Below are 19930 nucleotides of genomic sequence, written 5' to 3' on the forward strand. Positions count from 1 at the left end.
CGACCACCTCTGCGGATGCCGAGGGGCAGCTCCTCCGCGGTCCCCTGATACGACCTCTCTTCGCATCAGGGGATCGGGCCCGCCGTTCCCCGCGAACGAATCGCGCCATATTCGTGGGCGATGGCGTGGGCCACGGTCCGGCGCGTTCCGCGCCGCTCCGGCCCGCCGCCCGCACCGCAGCGCGACTGCCTCTTCCGCCGGCGGTGGCCGACCGGGTCCGACCGGGTCGGCCACCGCCTGGACGCCGCCTGGACGCCACTTCCAGCGTGATCATTCCCATGCGTGGGCGATCCCAAAGCCCCAGGTCAACCACCGCGCGGCAAGAGAGACACCCTTCAGGTGTCTCGGTACCGAGAATGAACTTCAGACCGCCGTCTCGCACTCCAGGCTGATCCTCCGTACCGTCAGGGCCGGATCAGCCCGGAGAATCGCCTGTTCCAGCTCACGCAGCTCGGCTCCGGGCTCGATCCCCAGCTCCTCAACCATGCGCTTCCGGGTCGACCGGTACACGGTGAGTGCGTCTGCGGTGCGTCCACAGCGGTAGAGCGCGGTCATCCAGTGGTGGACCAGCCGCTCGCGCGCCCAATGCGACTGCCCCATCACTATGATCTCTTCCAGCAGCTCTGCGTGCTCTCCGAGTTGGAGCCCAATGGCGAAGCGTTCCTCCGCTGCGGTGAGGTGGAGCTCCTCCAACCGCGTCTGCTCGAAGGAGCGCAACGGACTGTCGCTGATATCAGTCAGCGGAGTACCACGCCATAGGGCGAGAGCCTCATCGAGCGTTTCAGCGGCATAGGCGAGGTCTTCCGGGTTCGCTCGCCGTGAGCGCAGGAGCAGGTCCCGAAACCGCTCTACGTCGATCTCGTTGCGGTCGACTTCCAAACGGTAGCCACCGGCTTCCGTGCGGATATGGTTGCCGGGCAGTACTCGGCGTAATCGTTTTATGTAATTACGCATCGTCGGGCCAGCCGTAGGAGGCGGACAGCTTCCCCATAGCTGATCGACCAGCTCACTTGAGGGGACAACATGTCTCGCCCTCAGCGCAAGAGCAGCCAGAGTGGCCCTCAGCATGGGGGCTCCGATCGACACCATGCTCCCCCTGTCGTCCAAGATCTCCATCGTCCCCAAGAGTCGCACCTGCAAAAGATTCCTCCATGTCGTCAGAGACGGAAAACGGAATCCATAATTTCGCATTCCCCTCGGGCATCCAGCCCCGTTGTTTAACATCATACGTCAATTCCGACTGCACGCCTGAGCATTTACGCGCGGTTCCGATCAGAACAGAAAGGCCCACGTCCAGGGTGCCGAGCGACCTGAGCCGCGTGCCATCGGTGGCCGGATCGCGCCCCCCGGAGCCGAAGAAAAGTGACTACCATTCACCGGCGTTGGCGGCGTGAACCGTCCGGCTTCACGTACACGAATTGCAATAGGCTGACCTATGATTGAGACCTCGCCGTGGCAGCTGAGCTGGTCACTCACCAGCCGCCGGAGCCGGACCGGAGGCCTCGTTTCCAGGCTCGGACGAACGAGCGCGGCCGGGGTCGAACCCGGTCTCGGCGATGAGACCCTCGATGAGGCGGGGGTGCCTCTATGGGTTTCGTCAACACGGATGGGGGCTGCGGCGAGGGCAGCGCGAACCTCCGGGTGGGCCGGGCCCAGGCCCACGTTCTTGACCCAGCAGGCTCCGGGAGGTCTCGATCGCGACGGGGGGGCCGGCCGGAGGCGCCCGATCCGGCGTCCAACGAGCACGCAGAGCCGTACCGCGTCTGGCACGGCCCGGGACTCTTCCAGGCCAGGGTTTGCCGACCGCCTGAAGCCAACGCCCGCCGCCGGCGGTTCGCCGATGTCCCGGACATCCTGGAGCGTCGGGCCGTCTCCCGGCCACGGACCCCGGCTTCGACCAGGTCAGTGGCTGGAGCCGGAATTGCTCACGCCGAGCCCGTCCCCCGGCCGTCAAACGTTCGTGGACGGCTCTGGGGTGCCGGCAGCCCGGTCAGCGGGGATCAAATTGCAGAGACAGAACACTGGGGACCCGCTCAGGAGCGGCCAGCCGCATCAAGCCGAGGCAGATACCAGCAGTTCCGATCATCATGCCTGGTACATCGACGCGGCCCGCCGGAATCCCGCACATAGGTCCTGAGTCTTGCAAATCCGAGAGGATCCCGTGCGCAGCGCGGGCACCCATCCGGCTCCAATGGTGCGCCCGCGCACGGTCCGGCAACAACTCCCCGGCGAGCGTGAAGAGCTCGATGTTGCCGAAGTCTCCGTGACAGAGACTATGATTTTCCCCGAACCCTCCCTCATACACGGCGTGTAGCGCCGCCTCCGCCTCGGCGAGCACCCCCGTGTCGGCTCGGCGCCCCGCGATCAACAACCGGGACAGACCGATGCCCGCGCCGCCATTGCACCACCACCCCGCGGGTTTGAGCGGCCGAGAGACGATCCCCTGCTCCTGCCGCAGATCGCGCCAGCGCCCCTCCTCCGGCACGAAGAGCCGCCGGTCGAACTCCACCGCCTTCCACCCCAGCTCTTCGAGTTCGGGTACGCCGAGCCCGGCTGCGAGTTCGAACAGCGCCCAGGCGATACCAGCTGATCCATGGGAGAGGCCCCCCATGGGCGCGGATTTCGGCGCGGGCTTCCAGCCCGCGGCACCATCCAGATCGACGCTCATCTCCTGGAGCCGCTGTGCGCACACCTCCGCAGCTTCGCGGAAAGCGGAGTTGGCGTACCGTCGCTCGAGGCCCAGCGCGACGATCGCGCTGCCGGCGAGTCCATTGATGACGTCAGGGGACGTCTCATCTTTGACCACTCGTAGCAACAGGCTTGCGGACTCCTCGATATGCGCACGGTAGACGAGGTCGCCGGTGACCGAACCCATGTGATGAAGTGCGTACAGCAGACCTGCGATGCCGTCGAAGGCCCCAGCCAGCTCATGCGACGTGTCTTTCGCCGCATCTTTGAGGTGCGCCACAACGGGGACAGCACAGCGCCGCGCGATGTCGAGGTACCGGTCGTCGGCGAACAACTCGGCGGCGCGCGCGAACACCACGGCAAGGCCGGCGAGTCCGTCGTACAGCGCGGTGCCGACAGGCTTGTAGGTGAGGGAGTCCTCCTGCCCTCCGTCCAAGGTCACTCCGAGCCAACTGCAATCGTCGGCACCGAGTATGGCCTGGTCCGCCAGCCTGGTCGCGAGCTGCCTGGCGGCGGCCGCGGCATCTTGTGCCGCATACGGCGGTGCGTCCTGATCAAGCTTCCGGCCTTTGCGCCCTTCCCCTACGAGCAGGGTGCTCATGGTTTCCCGAATGATCCGTACCTGCGTCTCACGATGTTCTGGTGAGAAGCCCGCCAAGCGCTTGCCCATCGCGGCAATGCTCGGTTCGGTGAAGTAGTCATGCACCGTTCCGCATCCCGGCGCATGAAGGTCGGTGCTGCCAGAGTTGGTGCGGAAGCAGGGGATGTCGCCATGCATGAGCTGGCGCTTTTCAAACTCGATGATGGGCACCAGGTCAGGGCGCGTTTCCGCGGCGGCCCAGAGTTTGTCCAGCAATCGCTCCCGGTCGAGAGCGTTTCTCAGGTAATCCGGATGCGAGCTCTCCGTCAGAAACAGCGAATATCGGCGAGTCTGTCGGGGAAGGTGACGAATCTCGATGCCAGTTGCGGCGTCGAGCATTGCGCGAAAGACGTGTTGATTCTGGGCGATAATGTCATAGACCTCTTCAAAGCCCGAGATGACCTCTTCTATGTAATCCTCGGGACGAACCTCAGTACCATGGCAGAAGGGTCTGTTCTTAGCCTTGCCCAACGTCGCGGTACGCGCTTCGATGCGCATCACGTCCGTATAGCTGTCGACCATTGTCGGAACCGGCCGGGAGGTTTCCTGGGCGACTCCGCCGTTGATTGCGCTGAGATCCACCCCACCGGCCCTGCGATCGCCAAAAACACGGGCAGGAAGGATCCCGGTAGCCAGCACACCGCCGAAGAGGCGGCTCATCGCCTTCTGATGGGCCGTGTCTCCGTGGCCATACAGCGGCGGATGCTGAAAAATGGTCTCCATGTCGACGAGCATGGGACAGGCACCGGCCGCGATGACGTTCTCCATGTGGAAGTCGATGGCTCCCAGGTACAGGAGGTTCGCCAACGAGCCTCCTATCCTCCAGTAGAACGCACCGACGTCCTCGGGTGATTCACAGGGCCGGTACTCAATGAATTCGCACCAGCCGTACCCATCTCCCTCGACGACTGATATATTTCCGGAGCGGTGACGTGGCCCATAGTCGTTGACGGCCGCGCTAAGGGCACTGTAGAGCGCTTCCGTCGCGACCGATCGGGGCTTGTAGATCAAGCGCCCGCCGTCATCGAAGGTCAGCATGGCAACGGAGCGGCCCTGTTCATGGTTGTCGCCAAGATCCAGGTCGATGTCGACGAGTGAGCGAGCGTCGGGTCCGATGAGACCCTGTGCGCGCAATTCGGTGGCATCCGTCACCAGACGCGAGAGCACTTCGGATACGTGAACAACCCATCGTCGGGCGCACTCAACCATGGACCGACCGAGGACCGGGTACTCGGCAAACAGTCCAGCGAGGTAACCATCGTCGGCCAGGAGTCCCTGTGCATAGAAGCTGTAGCGATGTTCGGGGCTGTCGCCCCGCAGTTTCCCGTCAACACGGGCGACGTTGAGTTCCAGAATGAGAGTACGGGCAGAGATCTTGAGCAACCGATTCGCCAGCGCCGCAAGAAGTCGTTCCCGGAGTCGCTCCTCGAATCTCCAAAGAGAGGACTGCGAGTGACCCAGTCGATCACGCAGACGCTGTTCGTAATATGTCAGGAAGCTTCCCAGCAGCGCCTCGAAGGGGAGCCGGGGAAAATCGTAACCGTATAGCCTGGTCGAAAGCCCATAGTGGTCGGCTCCAGAACATCGCAGCACCTCGGTGAGCTCATTCGCCCAGTCTGTCGCCTCCGGCAGGGCTGAGAACGTTACTGCTCCGTCGAGCAGCGCACTGAAGGTCTCTTCAGTGATTCCGGAGAAATCCAAGCGATTGCGGAACATCGATCGAGATAGATAGGCAGAATCGCGCCACGCCCTCAGCTTCGCGGACGACTCTTCCGGAGTAGGCCTGCCCTGCGGAATGCGTTCATAACTGTAGGCGGCATTCTTGGCATTCCTCTGGATAGTTCCGCGGTCGCCGGTCATGCATCTCTCCCCGTAAGCCTCGGGCTTCCATCTGCGACAATTCTCATGCAGCACAGGACGGTGGGCTCAGACAAATCTCTGCCCACCGTCCGTGCTACACGAAGTGCGTGAGTTCAGCCCTTACTTCAGCAGCCGCACTCGGTGGTGAGGGTGCAGACCCAACCGCTGCTCAGCGGGGCGTGAGCGGACTGGTCCTCGCGGAGCTCCGCCAGGGACAGCTCACCGAAACCGGCGCCGGCCGGGCTGGTGGTGGACTCGGCTTCCTTCCAGTTCTTCGCCTCGGTGCTCATTACGTCCTCCGTAATTGTTGGCGTTGGCCGCCCAGGCACTCAAACTTTCGTTCGAGCCAGCGGCCTCGTTCCTAAGTCTGCGCACCCGCTTGTAGTCAGCAGGTAGCCGCTCGGTAGCACCCCTGATCGCCGCCGCGTACAGTCGGCTGGAGAACATGTCCGCAGTCGGCGCGACAGCCACGCGGAAGCTCGCGCACTGCCCTGGCACCCGCTACTCCGCCTTGACGGCGTCAAGTGAATTGATCTTCACAGCCAAGCGGGCCGGCCACTGAGCCGCCAGCATCCCCACCAGGATGGCGAGCCCGAGGAAAACACCCATCCGACCCCATGGCAGGACCAGTTCGTAAGTCGCCATTCGCTCGGTGATCAGCGATCCGGCCGCCCAGCTCAGGAAGATGCCGAGCGCGATCCCCAGCCCTCCACCAAAAACCGCGATGGCAACCGATTCCAGTTGGATCATGCGCCTGATGGCACTACGGTCCATGCCGATCGCCCCCAGAACCCCGATCTCCCTGGTCCGTTCGAACACCGACAGGGCCAGCGTGTTGATGACTCCGAACACCGCGACCACCACCGCTACGCCCAGCAACGCGTACAACATGGACAACAGCAGATTGGCCATGTTCGAGATTGACTTCGAAACATCTTCTTTGTCCTGTATGCGCAGAGCGGGGTTGTCACCGAGCGCATTCGTCATGGAATCCTTGACGGCATCGGAGGCGCCGTTCTTGGTCTTCATTAGGAGCAGCACGTCGCTGACCTGTCGCTGATGCGGAGCGAGTGTCGCGGTGTCGACCATGATCCCGCTCAGCAGGTTGTTGCCCTCGAAGAGACCGCTGACGGTCATCCTGCCCTTCTCACCATCCTCATAGGTGACGGTGAAAACAGAACCTGTGTGCCAGCCGAAGGCGTCGGCGGTCTTGTGGTCGACGACGACATGGTTCCCACCGAGTCTGCTGAAAGAGCCCTCGGAGAAGTCCAGTCGTGTCAGCGCATCCATCGTTCGGCCATCGACACCCGACAGGCTCCTGGACTTCCCCTCGATCCGGGCCGGGGAGTTGCGCACCGGGCTCATCCGCGTCACTTCCGGCGATCGATGCAGGGTCTTCTCCACCTGCAGTGAGAGCGGCGTCTTGGTGACCATGGAGACGACGTAGTCGGCGCGCAGGCCATCGGTGGCCATCTTGTCCAAGCCGCGTTGGAGGCCGACGGCGACCACCGTCATCCCTGTTGTCAAGGTGAGGCCGATCATCAGCGCTGCCCCCGTGGTGGCGGTTCGGCGGGGGTTGCGAACCGCGTTCTGCCGTGCGAGCTTGCCAGCGATGCCGAAGAGGCGCAGCGCGGGCGCCACGGCGGTGATCAGAGCACGCGAGAGTACCGGAGTCAGCACGATCACGCCGGCCAGTAGCAGAACCGCACCCAAGGCCAAGGGGGCGCTGGCCGGTTGGCTGCCGGACCGCGCGAAGAGCAACAGTGCGAGACCGCCCAAGGTCACCATTGCGCCGACGCTGTTGCGCAGCGCCAAGGAGCGACTGCCGGGCGTGGTGTGCACGCTTGCCATGGCCGCGACCGGCGGGACCTTGGCAGCACGGCGGCTGGGCAGCCAGGCCGCGACCACGGTGACGCCGACGCCGACGAGCAGCGAGGCGATGACCGCGGTAGGGGGGATCGTCAGTGGGCCACTTGGGATGAGCACACCACTGGAACGCATCAGAGGCTGGAGGAGGACACCGATCCCCACCCCCAGCACGAAGCCGACCGATGCCGCAACGGCGCCGACGACGGCCGCCTCCGCAAGGACGGATCGGATGACCTGATGACGACTCGCGCCGACCGCACGGAGCAGGGCGATTTCCTTGATCCGCTGTGAGACCAGCACGGTGAAGGTGTTGGCGATGGTGAAGCTGCCGACGAAAAGTGCGATGACGGCGAAGAAGAGCAATGCCGTCCGCATGCTCTCCATGTCCTTCTTCACCGACTCGGCCTGGTCATGGGCGAGTTTTTCGCCGGTGACGGCACGCGTGTGTGCGGGCAGGATGGACTCGATCTCCCGCTTGAGCGCGCTCTGGCTGGTGCCTGGATCGGCCTTGATATGGATCTCGCTGAACTCCCCCTGCCGGGTGAACAGCCTCTGCGAGGTGGAGGTGTCGAGGAGGACGAGCGTCCCGCCGGCGGCGACGGTGCCGTCGTCCGTGGTGAAGATGCCGACGACCATCTGATCCAGGACCGGGCCGTCGACGGACATCCGGACTTTGTCACCGATCTTGTAGTGCGCGCGCTCGGCGGTCCTGGCGTCGAGGGCTACCTCGTTGGCGGCCGTCGGAGGACGTCCGCGCTTCATCGGATAGCGGGCATCCTGCCCGTTCGCGCCCGGGTAGTAGTTGGCTCCCAACGTCGAAAAGCCGCGCCCGATGAGATCGCCGTTCTTGTCGGCCACCGCCGCCTCCCCGGTCACGGTACCGGTGACCGAGGCCACGTGCGGCAGCCCGGCGGCTGTGCCGAGGAGCCGCTGCGAAAGGTCGGGAGGGTCGCCGGGTTTTCCCTGGCCCGACTTCTTGTGCGGCTGGATGGCGACGTCTACATCGGAGAACCCCTTCTCAGAGCCTTTGCGGTACGCGTTGGAGATCGTCGAAGTGAAGATCAGCGTGCCGGAGGTGAAGGCCACACCGAGCATCACGGCAAGCACCGTCATCAGCAGGCGGCCCTTGTGGGAGAGCACATTGCGTAAAGCAGTGCGGAACATGGCGAGTCCTAGGTGAAAGCTTCGTCGTGAGGTGGGGGCAGAGGCCGGTCAGCTCGTCCTGCCCGCGGCATCGAACCGCTTCATACGATCAAGCACGGCTTCGGCAGTGGGCTGGTGCATCTCATCGGCTATGCGACCGTCCGCGAGGAAGATGACGCGAGACGCGTAGGAGGCGGCGACCGGATCGTGGGTGACCATGACGACGGTCTGTCCCAGATCTCGCACCGAGTTGCGGAGGAATCCCAGCACCTCTGCGCCGGCGCGGGAGTCGAGATTGCCCGTGGGTTCGTCGGCGAACACCACCTCAGGCCTGGCGGCCAGCGCCCGAGCGACGGCCACGCGCTGCTGCTGGCCGCCGGAGAGCTGACCGGGCCGGTGATGCAGCCGTCCGGACAGGCCGACCGATTCGATGACTGCCTCCATCCATCGCCGGTCAGGTGTACGACCGGCGATGTCCATCGGCAACGTGATGTTCTCCAACGCGTTCAACGTAGGCAGCAGGTTGAACGCCTGGAACACAAAGCCGACCTTGTCGCGGCGCAGGTGCGTGAGCTCCTTGTCGCCGAGCTTGGTCAGATCCGTGTCGCCGATGTAGGCCGAACCGTGCGTCACCGCGTCGAGGCCGGCCACGCAGTGCATCAGGGTCGACTTACCGGAGCCTGAAGGTCCCATGATCGCCGTGAACTCCGACTGGCGGAAGGCCACCGACACCGCGTCCAGGGCAACTACCTTCGTCTCGCCCTCGCCGTAAACCTTTGTCAGGTGCACTGCACGGGCAGCCTCGGCGGGGCCTCTGGCAGAGGCGGACGTCTCACGCGAATCATGTAAGTGGACCACAGGGGGGCACTCCCGTCGAATGCTGGCAAGTACAACAGGAATCCATAGTCCTGAGACCCCGGCGCCAGGCCGTCAGACTCTGCGCCACCTTTCCGTCACCCTGTGGTATTACCCGGCTCCCGCGCTTCATCCTGCGGTATGACCGAGCCACTCGAGAGCCCTCGTCAACACGAGCGATCGCAGCATGGACAAGGGTGACACCACGGTCGTCCTCAGCCTGGATCACAAGGGTCACGATCCATGAGGTGCGGTGGCTTCCGGCCCGGACGCCTCCCGCTGATGGGCGCATCCCTTCCAGTCGACCAGTGCCGAGCCCCAGGTGACACCTGCTCCTACCGCGGTCATGGCGACTCTGGTTCCCGGTACGAGACGGCCCTCCTGCCGGGCTTGGCTGAGCGCCAGTGGAATCGACGAGGAGGAGGTGTTGCCGACGTGGCCGACGGTCAGCACAACACGCTCGGGCGGTAGATCCGGCTCGTGCACCACGGACCGAATGATCCGGGCGTTCGCCTGGTGCGGCACGAACAGATCCACGTCCGCGAGATCGAGACCGCGTGCGGTACAAACGTCACGCGTTCCGTTGGCCACGGTGTCGGTCGCATTGACGTAGACCTCGGCGCCGTCCATCCGGATCACGCGGTCGGTCGGATCGACGTACAGGATGTCTCCGAGGCCGCCGTTCGACCCAAGCCGTATCACGGGAGCGCACTTCCTGCGGTCGCAAGCCGAGGAACCCGTCACGACAACGGCTCCCGCGGCATCGCCGAATAGCGGTGCCGTCGCACGGTCCGTCATGTCCGAGATCCGTGAGACCGCCTCCGCGGCACAGACCAGCACACAGCTCTGGCGGCCGGACTCCACCGCGGCGAAAGCGTAGTCCAGGGCATAGACGAAGCCAGCACACGCAGCATTCCGCTCCGACCTGTTTGGTCCCCAGGCCCGCTGCCAGTTGCGAGGCCGGCGACGGTGACGGACGGTCGGCTGTGATCGTCGCGGCGATGACGAGATCGACGTCCCGCCCGCTCCTCCCGGCATCGTCCAGCGCGTCGCCGCCGCCCAAGCAGGTGAGTGGGCACTCTTCGAGGGAGACTAGGTGACTGGTGCTGGTCGTGTGGGCTCGCATTGGCGGTCGTGATGGTCCTACGCCCGGCTCAGCCGCCCGAGGTGTCCAGCTCCGCGTCCGCGCCGATCCCCGCGCAGTCGTACGGGTCGTCCAGCCAGCCGTCGGGCAGCACCACGCGGTTGCGGCCCGAGGTGCGGCCGCGCGGGCCGTCGGCGCCGGGGGGCCACTCCTGGTCCAGGTCCAGCTCGGCCAGCAGGGCGTCCAGCTCGGCGAGGGACGAGGTGATCGCCAGCCGCTTGCGCATCTCCGAGCCGACCGAGAAGCCCTTGGTGTACCAGGCGACGTGCTTACGGAAGTCGATCACGCCGCGCTCCTCGTCCTCCAGCCACTCGGCGAGCAGCTCGGCGTGGCGGCGCATCACGGCCGCGACCTCCTTGAGCGTCGGCCGCGGGTAGCCGGGCGCCTCGGAGCCGGACACCGGCACCTCGGAGCCGTCCACCGGCGCCTCCTGGCCGGGCTCGAACGCGGCCACCAGGTCGCCGAAGAGCCAGGGCCGCCCGAGGCAGCCGCGCCCCACGACCACGCCGTCACAGCCCGTCTCACGCATCATCCGGACCGCGTCGTCGGCGGACCAGATGTCGCCGTTGCCCAGTACCGGGATCTCCGGGACGGCCTCCTTCAGGCGGGCGATGGCCTCCCAGTCGGCGGTGCCGCCGTAGTGCTGCGCCGCGGTGCGGCCGTGCAGGGCGATCGCGGTCACGCCCTCCTCGACCGCGATCCGGCCCGCGTCGAGGAAGGTGATGTGGTCGTCGTCGATGCCCTTGCGCATCTTCATGGTGACCGGCAGCGGGCCCGCCGCGGTCACGGCCTCGCGCAGGATCGAGCGCAGCAGATGCCGCTTGTACGGAAGCGCCGAGCCGCCGCCCTTACGGGTCACCTTGGGCACCGGGCAGCCGAAGTTGAGGTCGATATGGTCGGCGAGGTTCTCGTCCACGATCATCTGGACGGCCTTGCCGACGGTCATCGGGTCCACCCCGTAGAGCTGGATGGAGCGCGGCTTCTCGCTGCCGTCGAAGTGGATCAGCCGCATCGTCTTGGCGTCCCGCTCCACCAGCGCCCGGGTGGTGATCATCTCGCTGACGAACAACCCTTTACCGCCCGAGAACTCCCGGCACAGGGTGCGGAACGGAGCGTTGGTGATCCCGGCCATCGGTGCGAGAACGACCGGCGGCTGGACCATATGCGGTCCGATCCGCAGCCGCGTCCGCGGCTGATGCGGAGTCTGCGGCGGCTGCGGCGTCTGCGTCATGGGGTCAGCTTCCTTGTGCGTACTACGGTGGAGAGAACGGGCCGATCTCTTATTGTCCCGCACCCGCCAGAGGGACCGACAGGGCGGTGATGACCGCCGCACCGACAGTATCGATGTAGCGTTCAACCATGCGTGAGCTCAGCCATCGGCGGCGCATGCTCGTGCTGGCGATTTGCTGCATGAGCCTGCTGCTCGTCAGCCTCGACAACACCGTCCTCAACGTCGCCCTGCCCTCGATCCGAAGCGATCTGCACGCCTCCGTCTCCGGGATGCAGTGGACGATCGACGCGTACACCCTGGTCCTCGCCGCGCTTTTGATGCTCTCGGGGTCGACGGCCGACCGGGTGGGACGCAAGCGCACCTTCCAGACCGGGCTGGTGATCTTCACCCTCGGGTCGGGGCTGTGCAGCCTGGCGCCCAACCTCGAGACGCTGGTCATCTTCCGCATGGTGCAGGCGATCGGCGGTTCGATGCTGAACCCCGTCGCCATGTCGATCATCACCAATGTCTTCACCGAACCCAAGGAGCGGGCCCGCGCCATCGGCGTCTGGGGCGGGGTCGTCGGCATCAGCATGGCGGCCGGGCCGATCGTGGGCGGCGTGCTGGTGGAGTCCGTCGGCTGGCGTTCGATCTTCTGGATAAACCTTCCGGTCGGGGTGGCGGCGCTGCTCCTCACCGCCCGCTACGTACCGGAGTCGCGTGCCCCCAAGCCGCGCCGGGCCGACCCCGTCGGCCAGTTGCTCGTCGTCGCGGTGCTGGGCACCCTCACGTACGCGATCATCGAGGCGCCGGACCGCGGCTGGGACTCGCCGCTGATCGTGACCTTCGCGGCCATCGCCGCCGTGGGGCTCATCGCGCTGATCCGCTACGAGCTGCGGCGTGAGGAACCGCTGATCGATCTGCGGTTCTTCCACAGCGCGCCGTTCAGCGGGGCGACGGTCGTCGCGGTGTGCGCCTTCGCGGCGCTCAGCGGCTATCTCTTCATGAACACGCTCTATCTGCAGGACGTACGAGGGCTCGACGCGCTGCACGCCGGGCTGTGGATGCTGCCCATGGCGTTCATGTGCTTCGTCTGCGCGCCGCTGTCCGGACGCCTGGTGGGCGCCCGCGGGCCCCGGCCGTCGATGCTGGTGGCCGGGGTGGCCATAACGGCCAGCGGGGTGATGTTCGCCGTTTTCGACGTCCAGACGACCGACATCGGGCTGCTGCTCGGCTATGCGATGTTCGGCCTCGGCTTCGGCATGGTCAACGCGCCCATCACCAACACGGCGGTCTCCGGTATGCCCCGCTCCCAGGCCGGAGTCGCCGCGGCCGTCGCCTCCACGAGCCGCCAGGTGGGCCAGTCGCTCGGTGTCGCGGTCATCGGCGCGGTGCTGGCGGCGGGCGCCGCCTCGGCGGCGGCGGGCCGGATGGGGCACGCCGCCTCGCCCGCGGCCGCTGCCGCGTTCGTGGACGCCGCCCGTCCGGCCTGGTGGATCATCGCCGGATGCGGTGCCGTCATCCTGCTGCTGGGGATGGTGACCACGGGCCGCTGGGCCGAGAAGACGACCCGGCGCACGGCCTCCCTGCTTGAGGAGAGCGCGCCTACGGGACGGGCATCGGCGAGCGCGAAGGCGTAGTTGGCGCGAGGGGGGCGGGCGTCCGGCGCACGGTGCCGCCTGCGGCGGGCTGTTCCCCTCCCCGCCCCTTCCCGCGGCAGCGATATGCGGCTCCGCCGCGTGGTGGGGCCCCGCCCCAGCCCCCGGGCCGGACGACCCGGAGGGGGTCCAGGGGCGCAGCCCCTGGTTACGGGAAGGGGCAGGAGGGGAAAGATCCGCCGCACGGCGGGCCCGGGGCCCGGCGAGTCAGACCGCCGCCGGGGCGGCCTCGGCCGTCGCGGCCTCCGCCGCGAGCGCCAGCGCGTGCAGCCGCTCCAGGCGCTCATGCGTCTCCGTGTCCGCCGGGGTGTAGGTGAGCAGCTTGGGGCCCTGCCTCGGGCCGGTCCACAGGCTGGTGGAGGCCATCCGGAGGATGCCCACCTGCGACTGGCGGTAGACCTTGATCTTGTCGCCGGGCCGGAGCACCTCATGCCGCGCCCAGATCTCCCGGAACTCCGCCGAGGCGTCCTCCAGCCGCTTCACCATCGCCTTCCAGGCGGGCTCGGCGACATGCTCGGCCATGACGGCACGGAACTTGGCCGCCATGAGCCGGATCGTCTCGTCCCGGTCCACCAGGCTGGAGCGCCACTCGTCATGGGTGAAGGCCAGCCACAGGCAATTGCGGTCCTCCGGCGGCACCTTGTCGAGGTCGCACATCATCAGCCGGTAGGTGCGGTTGTAGGCGAGCAGGTCGAAGCGGCTGTTCTGGACGCAGGCGGGGAACGGCTCGAGCTGCTCCAGCATGCGCCGCAGCGACTGCGGAACGCCCGTGCACTCGCTCGCCGGGCTCGGGTCGACGGTCCCGGCGAGCGCGAAGAGATGGGCCCGCTCGCTGCGGTCCAGGATCAGCGCGCGGGCGATGGCGTCGAGGACCTGCGCCGAGACATGGATGTCGCGGCCCTGCTCCAGCCACGTGTACCAGGTCACGCCGACGGTCGAGAGCTGCGCGACCTCCTCGCGGCGCAGTCCGGGGGTGCGCCGGCGGCGGCCCCGGGGCAGCCCCACCTGCTCAGGGGTGATCCGCTCCCGCCGGCTCCGCAGAAACGCGGCCAGCTCTCCCCTTCTTGGGTCGCTCGCCTCCAAGCGCTTTGATCCGGTGTCGACACTCCTCGTCGACGGTCGCTCGTTCCTCGCTCCCTGCTCCTCGTCGCTTTCGACACCGGCGCGCCCTACGGCTCGCTCCCGGCGCCGTATCTCGGCCCCCGCACTCCTGCTCCCGGCCGTGGCACCCGTCGTGGCACCGGCCATGGCTTCCTGCACCATCGTGGTCATGGCTCCAGGGTGCCTGAAGGGCTCAGCCGGTTGCCAGGTACTTCTTGTACCAGGATAAAGACACTCTGGTACCAGCCTGAGCGACCACGGATCTTTGTAAGCGTGACCGAAACGCAGATCTCCACGATACGAACGAGAACCCCCGCCCCGGACGCAGCGAAGACGACCGGCACGAAGACCAGCGGCGGGAAGAGCACCGGCGGAAAGGCCGCCGGGCGGACCCACACCTCCTCCGGCCCCGCGCTGAGCCCCCTCGGGCTGTTCACCGTGCTGCTGGGCGCGGCGCTGCCGCTGATCGACTTCTTCATCGTCAACGTGGCCCTGCCCACCATGGACCACGATCTCCACGCCGGTCCGGCCGTACTGGAACTCGTCGTCGCCGGATACGGCGTGGCCTACGCGGTGCTGCTGGTCCTCGGCGGCCGGCTGGGCGACACCTTCGGACGGCGCAGGCTCTTCCTCGCCGGGATGGCGGCCTTCGGGCTGACCTCGCTGGCCTGCGGGCTCGCGCCGGACGCCTGGAGCCTGGTGGGCGCCCGGGTGGCGCAGGGCGCCTCGGCCGCGCTGATGCTGCCCCAGGTGCTGGCCACGATCCACTCCTCGACCAGCGGTACGCGCCGCGCCCGCGCGCTCAGCATGTACGGCGCGACGGCCGGTCTGTCCATGGTGGCGGGCCAGATCCTGGGCGGTGTGCTGGTGGCCGCGGACATCGCGGGCACCGGGTGGCGCGCGGTCTTCCTGGTCAATGTGCCGGTCGCGGTGATCGGCCTGATCCTCGCGGTCCGTACGGTCCCCGAGACCCGCTCGGAGCGGCCCGCGCCGGTGGACGTGCCGGGCACCGTACTGCTGGCGCTGTCGCTGATCACGCTGATGGTGCCGCTGACCGAGGGCCGGGCGGCGGGCTGGCCGCTGTGGACCTGGCTGACGCTGGGCGCGTTCCCGCTGGTGGCCGCCGCGTTCTACGTCGTGGAGCGGCGCGCCGACCGGACCGGCCGGACGCCGCTGCTGCCGCCGAGCCTGTTCGCGCTGAACGGGCTGCGGCGCGGGCTGCCGATGGTGGTGCCGTTCTCGATCGGCTTCGGTGGCTTCATGTTCGTCATCGCGGTCGCCCTGCAGCAGGGGCTGCGGTACGGGCCGGTCGAGGCCGGGCTGGCGCTGGCGCCGATGGCCACGACGTTCTTCGTGGCCTCGCTGATGGGTCCGCGCCTGGTGGGCCGGTACGGCAGCCGTGTGGTGACCGCGGGCGGGCTGCTCCAGGCCGTGGGCATCGCGGTGCTGATGCTGGCCGTATGGCGCGACTGGCAGGGTCTGTCGCTGGCCGGGCTGCTGCCGGGGGTCGCGCTGGCCGGGCTCGGGCAGGGGCTGCAGCTTCCGGTGCTGATCCGGATCGTGCTGGCCGATGTGCCGAACGATCGGGCCGGGGTGGGGAGTGGCGTGATGGTCACCACCCAGCAGTCCGCGCTGGCGCTGGGCGTGGCGACGCTCGGCACTCTCTTCCTGTCCCTGGAGCCGTCGATGGGCATGGGTGACGCGCTGGTCATCACGCTCGCGGCCCAACTGGCGGCGATCGCGCTGACCCTGCTGCTGAGCCTGCGCCTGCCGCGCGCGGTGACGTAGAGGGGTGATGACTGGTAGGCGATGACAGATATTGAAATCTGTCATCGCACATGCCACGCTTTCCTTGGGAACGCCCCCACCTCGGCCCCCACCTCGCCATCCCAAGGAGCACCCCCGTGCAGAACCGTCAGCTCGGCACCGCCGGCCCCCAGGTCTCCGCGATCGGCCTCGGCTGTATGGGCATGTCCCCCATGTACGGCGCCAACGTCGACCGCGCCGAGTCCATCGCCACCCTCCACGCCGCGCTCGACGCCGGGATCACCCTGCTCGACACCGGCGACTTCTACGCCATGGGCCATAACGAACTGCTCATCAACGAGGCCCTGCACACCGCCCCCGCCGCCCACCGCGAACGAGCCCTGACCAGCGTGAAGTTCGGCGCCCTGCGCGGCCCGGACGGCGCCTGGCTCGGCCATGACGGCCGTCCCGCCGCGGTCAAGAACTTCCTCGCGTACTCGCTCCAGCGGCTGGGCACCGACCACATCGACATCTACCGGATCGCCCGCCTCGACCCGGCCGTCCCGATCGAGGAGACGGTCGGGGCCATCGCCGAGGCCGTACAGGCGGGCTACGTACGGCACATCGGCCTCTCGGAGGTGGGCCCCGAGACCATCCGGCGGGCCGCCGCCGTCGCCCCGATCTCGGATCTGCAGATCGAGTACTCGCTGCTCGACCGCGGCATCGAGGACGAGATCCTGCCCGTCTGCCGTGAGCTGGGCATCGGGATCACTCCGTACGGGGTGCTCTCGCGCGGCCTGATCAGCGGCCACTGGAGCCGGGAGCGCACCACGGACGCACAGGACTTCCGCAGCGTGGCCCCGCGGTTCCGGGCCGAGAACCTCGACCGCAACCTCGACCTCGTGGAGGCCCTCCGCAAGATCGCCGACGGTAAGGGCGTCAGCGTCGCCCAGATCGCCATCGCCTGGGTGCTGGCGCAGGGCATCCGGCACGCCACCGCCATCGTCCCGCTCATCGGGTCCCGCCGCCGCGACCAGCTCACCGAGACCCTGGGGGCGCTTGACGTTACGCTCGACGCCGACGATATGGCCGCCATCGAGGAGGCCGTCCCGGCGAACGCCGCCGCGGGCACCCGCTACCCGGAGGCCCAGATGGCCACCCTCGACAGCGAGAAGAAGTAAGGGACCCGATGCCGCCGCCCGAGACCCCCCTGACGCCCGCCCGCATCCTCGAAGCCACCGAGGACGTGCTGCGCCGCTACGGCCCCGCGAAGGCCACGGTGGTGGACGTGGCCCGGGCGCTGGGGGTCAGCCACGGCAGCGTCTACCGCCACTTCCGCTCGAAGACGGCACTGCGCGAGGCGGTCACCGATCGATGGCTCGACCAGGAGCACGACAGCCTGTCCCGCATAGCCCACGCCAAGGCCCCCGCGGCCGAGCGGCTGGAGGGCTGGCTGCGCACCCTGTTCGCCGCCAAGCGCCGTAAGGCGGGCGCCGATCCGGAGCTCTTCGCCACGTACGTGGCGCTGGCCTCCGAGAACAGCGAGACCGTCGCACGCCATGTCGGGACGATGCTCGACCATCTCACCACGATCGTCGAAAGCGGCATCGCCGGCGGGGAGTTCACCATGCGGGACGCCCGCGCCACGGCCCGTGCGCTATGGGACGCGACGGCTCAATTCCACGACCCCGTCTACGCGCCACGGTGGTCGGACCCGGACATGGACCTGGCCTTCGCGGCCGTCTGCGAACTCCTCCTGGACGGCCTGCGAGCCCACTAAGCGCTCCGCTGGAAGTGCCGCGATGCCTCGTCGGCCATCTGCGACGCCGTGGTGGCTGGTCGCGCAGTTCCCCGCGCCCCTACGGGGCGCTGCCGAACCGTAGCGGACTTCCTCCGACCCGCTGAGACCCGAGGCCCGCCCGGGGGTTGGGGCCGTCGCCGGGATCCCGAGGGCCTCGGGATCCCGGCGAGGGGCCCTGCCGAGGAGCCTGGTGAGGGGCTCTGGTGGCGAGCCCTGACGAGGCATCTCGGCCGGGGTCCCTCAGCCCACGCCCAGGAACCGCAGCACCGCCAGCACCCGGCGGTGGTCCGCGTCGGCGACCGGCAGGTCCAGCTTCACGAAGATGGAGTTGATGTGCTTGGCCACCGCGCTCTCGCTGATCACCAGCGCCCCGGCGATCCCCGCGTTCGACCGCCCGCCCGCCATCAGCTCCAGCACCTCCCGCTCCCGCCGCGTCAGCCGGTCCAGCGGGTCGCTGTGGCGGCGGACGAGGAGCTGGGAGACGACCTGCGGGTCCAGCACGGTGCCACCGCCCGCCACCCGCCGCACCGCGTCGATGAACTCCTCCACGTCCGCGACGCGTTGCTTCAGCAGGTAGCCGATCCCGCTCGTGTGCGCGGTGAGCAGATCGGCCGCGTAGCGCTCCTCCACGTACTGCGAGAGCAGCAGCACCGCCGTGTCCGGCCACTGCCGCCGGATCAGCAGGGCCGCCCGGACGCCCTCGTCCGTGAAGCCCGGCGGCATCCGCACGTCCACCACGGCGATGTCCGGACGGTGCTCCTCCACCGCCGTCAGCAGGCCCTCCGCGTCCGCCGCCTCCGCGGTCACCTCGAAGCCCGCCATCTGCAACACCTTGACCAGGCCGATCCGCAGCAGAACCGAGTCCTCGGCGATCACAGCACGCACGGCAGCTCCACGGTGATGACGGTCGGGCCCCCGCGGGGGCTGCTGATCGCGAAGCTGCCGTCCACCGAGCCCGCCCGCTTGGCGAGCCCGGTGAGACCGCTGCCCCGGGCGGCGTCGGCCCCGCCCTCCCCGTCGTCGGCGATGACGACCCGGAGCGTGTCCCCGGTGCGGACGACCGTGACGTCGGCCCGCTCCGCCCGGGCGTGCTTGGCGACGTTGGTGAGGGCCTCGGATACGACGAAGTACGCGACGGCCTCGACGGTCGGGGAGGCTCGCTCCGGCACGTGGACATGCAGCCGAACCGGCAGCGGGGCGCGCGCCGCGATACCGGAGAGGGCGGCATCCAGGCCGAGTTCGTCGAGAACGGCCGGGTGCAGCCCGCGCACCAGACTGCTCAGCTCCTCGATGGCGCCCTTGGCCTCCCGGTGCGCCTCCTCGATGACCTGCCGCGCCTCGTCCGGCAGATCCTTGAGAGTGGCCTTCGCCAGGCCCAGGTTGACCGCCATGGACACCAGTCGCTGCTGTGCGCCGTCGTGCAGATCGCGTTCGATACGGCGGCGTTCGGCGTCCGCCACGTCGATCGCCCCCGCACGGCTCTCGGTCAGGTCCTCGACCCGCCGTTCCAGCTTCTTGGCCGGGTCGGGACCCAGCAGTGCGGTGGCGGCGCGCAGGTCGAGCCGTGCGAGGGCGCCGGTGAGCCAGTACGCGAGGGCCAGCAGGGCGATGCCGCCCGCGGTGAGATACGCGGCGGCCATGGCGTCGGGCAGGAACTTCAGCCGCCCGGCCTGCTGCCTCCAGAGGAACACGGTCGCGGCCGCCACGCCCACGAGGGCGAAGCTCCAGGCGAGTACCCCGCCGCCCGCGATGGCCGGTGCGACCAGCAGGTTGTATCGCACCTGCCGCCCCCAGCGCGTCGGCCCGGGGATGTCGATGGCAAGCAGGGACGTGAAGCGGCGCCGCTGCACGCGGGTGAACCCGGGGGTGAGAGCGGCCAGGGCACCGAGCGGAAGCGCGACGGCGAGCAGAACGGCGGGCAGAGACGACAGATCGCCGTCCGCCAGCCAGGGCACCCCCATCACCAGCAGGGCCAAGAGCTGCACGGATATGCCGACGAGCCCGAATACCGCGTCGCGCCGCAGCCGGGCGAACGCCCGCCGTGGCGCGGTGGGGAGTCTCATGCGCCGACCTTATTCCGGGCGCCCCGGGCCGGTCGTTCACGCTCGTACCCGGATCGGGGGTGCAACTGGTGCCACCCCAAGTCGGCAACTGGTGTGACCGACACCGGAGGCGGCGGTGACAAGGCTGAGGGCATGCCCGGCAACGAGCGGGC

14 protein-coding genes and 2 pseudogenes are annotated in these 19930 nt (G+C 68.1%); 4 read left to right on the plus strand and 12 right to left on the minus strand.

Annotated elements, in window-relative coordinates; genetic code table 11:
* Positions 1-363: 363 nt before the first annotated feature.
* From STRVI_RS47170 to dusB, 9 genes and pseudogenes are all read right to left on the minus strand, one after another.
* Complete coding sequence (locus tag STRVI_RS47170; RefSeq protein WP_078505530.1) at positions 364-1227, minus strand: AfsR/SARP family transcriptional regulator; 864 nt, start codon at positions 1225-1227, stop codon at positions 364-366.
* A gap of 562 nt (positions 1228-1789) precedes the next feature.
* Positions 1790-1954: pseudogene (locus STRVI_RS56555) on the minus strand (IS630 family transposase); the annotation flags it as partial.
* A gap of 36 nt (positions 1955-1990) precedes the next feature.
* Complete coding sequence (locus STRVI_RS36410; protein ID WP_014060572.1) at positions 1991-5188, minus strand: type 2 lanthipeptide synthetase LanM family protein; 3198 nt, start codon at positions 5186-5188, stop codon at positions 1991-1993.
* 125 nt (positions 5189-5313) lie between these two features.
* Complete coding sequence (locus STRVI_RS53125) at positions 5314-5478, minus strand: hypothetical protein (RefSeq protein WP_014060573.1); 165 nt, start codon at positions 5476-5478, stop codon at positions 5314-5316.
* Positions 5479-5689: 211 nt separating this feature from the next.
* The gene (locus STRVI_RS36420) at positions 5690-8221 is read right to left on the minus strand and encodes an FtsX-like permease family protein (protein ID WP_014060574.1); all 2532 of its coding nucleotides are present in this window, start codon (positions 8219-8221) and stop codon (positions 5690-5692) included.
* Positions 8222-8269: 48 nt separating this feature from the next.
* Complete coding sequence (locus STRVI_RS36425; protein ID WP_014060575.1) at positions 8270-9058, minus strand: ABC transporter ATP-binding protein; 789 nt, start codon at positions 9056-9058, stop codon at positions 8270-8272.
* A gap of 231 nt (positions 9059-9289) precedes the next feature.
* The gene (locus STRVI_RS55170; RefSeq protein WP_014060576.1) at positions 9290-9757 is read right to left on the minus strand and encodes a 3-oxoacyl-[acyl-carrier-protein] synthase III C-terminal domain-containing protein; all 468 of its coding nucleotides are present in this window, start codon (positions 9755-9757) and stop codon (positions 9290-9292) included.
* Positions 9758-9799: 42 nt separating this feature from the next.
* Positions 9800-10093 (minus strand): annotated as a pseudogene (locus STRVI_RS56235) (hypothetical protein); the annotation flags it as partial.
* Positions 10094-10209: 116 nt separating this feature from the next.
* Positions 10210-11430, minus strand: a complete 1221-nt coding sequence (gene dusB, locus STRVI_RS36435; protein WP_014060577.1) for a tRNA dihydrouridine synthase DusB — start codon at positions 11428-11430, stop codon at positions 10210-10212.
* Between the two features lie 128 nt (positions 11431-11558).
* Between dusB and STRVI_RS36440 the strand changes: the two genes are divergently transcribed.
* Positions 11559-13049: an MFS transporter gene (locus tag STRVI_RS36440; protein WP_014060578.1), complete on the plus strand. Its 1491-nt coding sequence runs from the start codon at positions 11559-11561 to the stop codon at positions 13047-13049.
* Between the two features lie 225 nt (positions 13050-13274).
* Here the strand turns inward: STRVI_RS36440 and STRVI_RS36445 are convergent, their stop codons facing one another.
* Positions 13275-14330 carry a helix-turn-helix transcriptional regulator gene (locus STRVI_RS36445; RefSeq protein ID WP_014060579.1) on the minus strand — a complete coding sequence of 352 codons (1056 nt, stop codon included), beginning with the start codon at positions 14328-14330 and terminating at the stop codon, positions 13275-13277.
* Between the two features lie 111 nt (positions 14331-14441).
* On the opposite strand from STRVI_RS36445, the gene STRVI_RS36450 reads away from it, so the two are divergent.
* The 3 genes from STRVI_RS36450 to STRVI_RS36460 all read left to right on the plus strand — a co-directional run bounded on the left by STRVI_RS36450 (position 14442) and on the right by STRVI_RS36460 (position 17694).
* Complete coding sequence (locus tag STRVI_RS36450; protein WP_014060580.1) at positions 14442-15956, plus strand: MFS transporter; 1515 nt, start codon at positions 14442-14444, stop codon at positions 15954-15956.
* 116 nt (positions 15957-16072) lie between these two features.
* Positions 16073-17095: an aldo/keto reductase gene (locus STRVI_RS36455; RefSeq protein ID WP_014060581.1), complete on the plus strand. Its 1023-nt coding sequence runs from the start codon at positions 16073-16075 to the stop codon at positions 17093-17095.
* Positions 17096-17103: 8 nt separating this feature from the next.
* Positions 17104-17694 (plus strand): TetR family transcriptional regulator, encoded by a 591-nt coding sequence (locus STRVI_RS36460; RefSeq protein WP_014060582.1) that lies wholly within the window; start codon positions 17104-17106, stop codon positions 17692-17694.
* Between the two features lie 261 nt (positions 17695-17955).
* Here STRVI_RS36460 and STRVI_RS36465 read toward each other — a convergent pair whose 3' ends face one another.
* Together STRVI_RS36465 and STRVI_RS36470 are read right to left on the minus strand one after the other, a co-directional pair.
* Positions 17956-18600, minus strand: coding sequence for a response regulator transcription factor (locus STRVI_RS36465; RefSeq protein ID WP_014060583.1), 645 nt, complete (start codon positions 18598-18600; stop codon positions 17956-17958).
* Entirely contained in the window at positions 18588-19778 is a 1191-nt protein-coding gene (locus tag STRVI_RS36470; protein ID WP_014060584.1) for a sensor histidine kinase, read from the minus strand. The genes STRVI_RS36465 and STRVI_RS36470 overlap by 13 nt, the downstream gene beginning before the upstream one ends.
* Positions 19779-19930: the final 152 nt, after the last annotated feature.

The organism is Streptomyces violaceusniger Tu 4113, from assembly GCF_000147815.2.
GTDB classification, from domain to species: Bacteria; Actinomycetota; Actinomycetes; order Streptomycetales; family Streptomycetaceae; genus Streptomyces; species Streptomyces violaceusniger_A.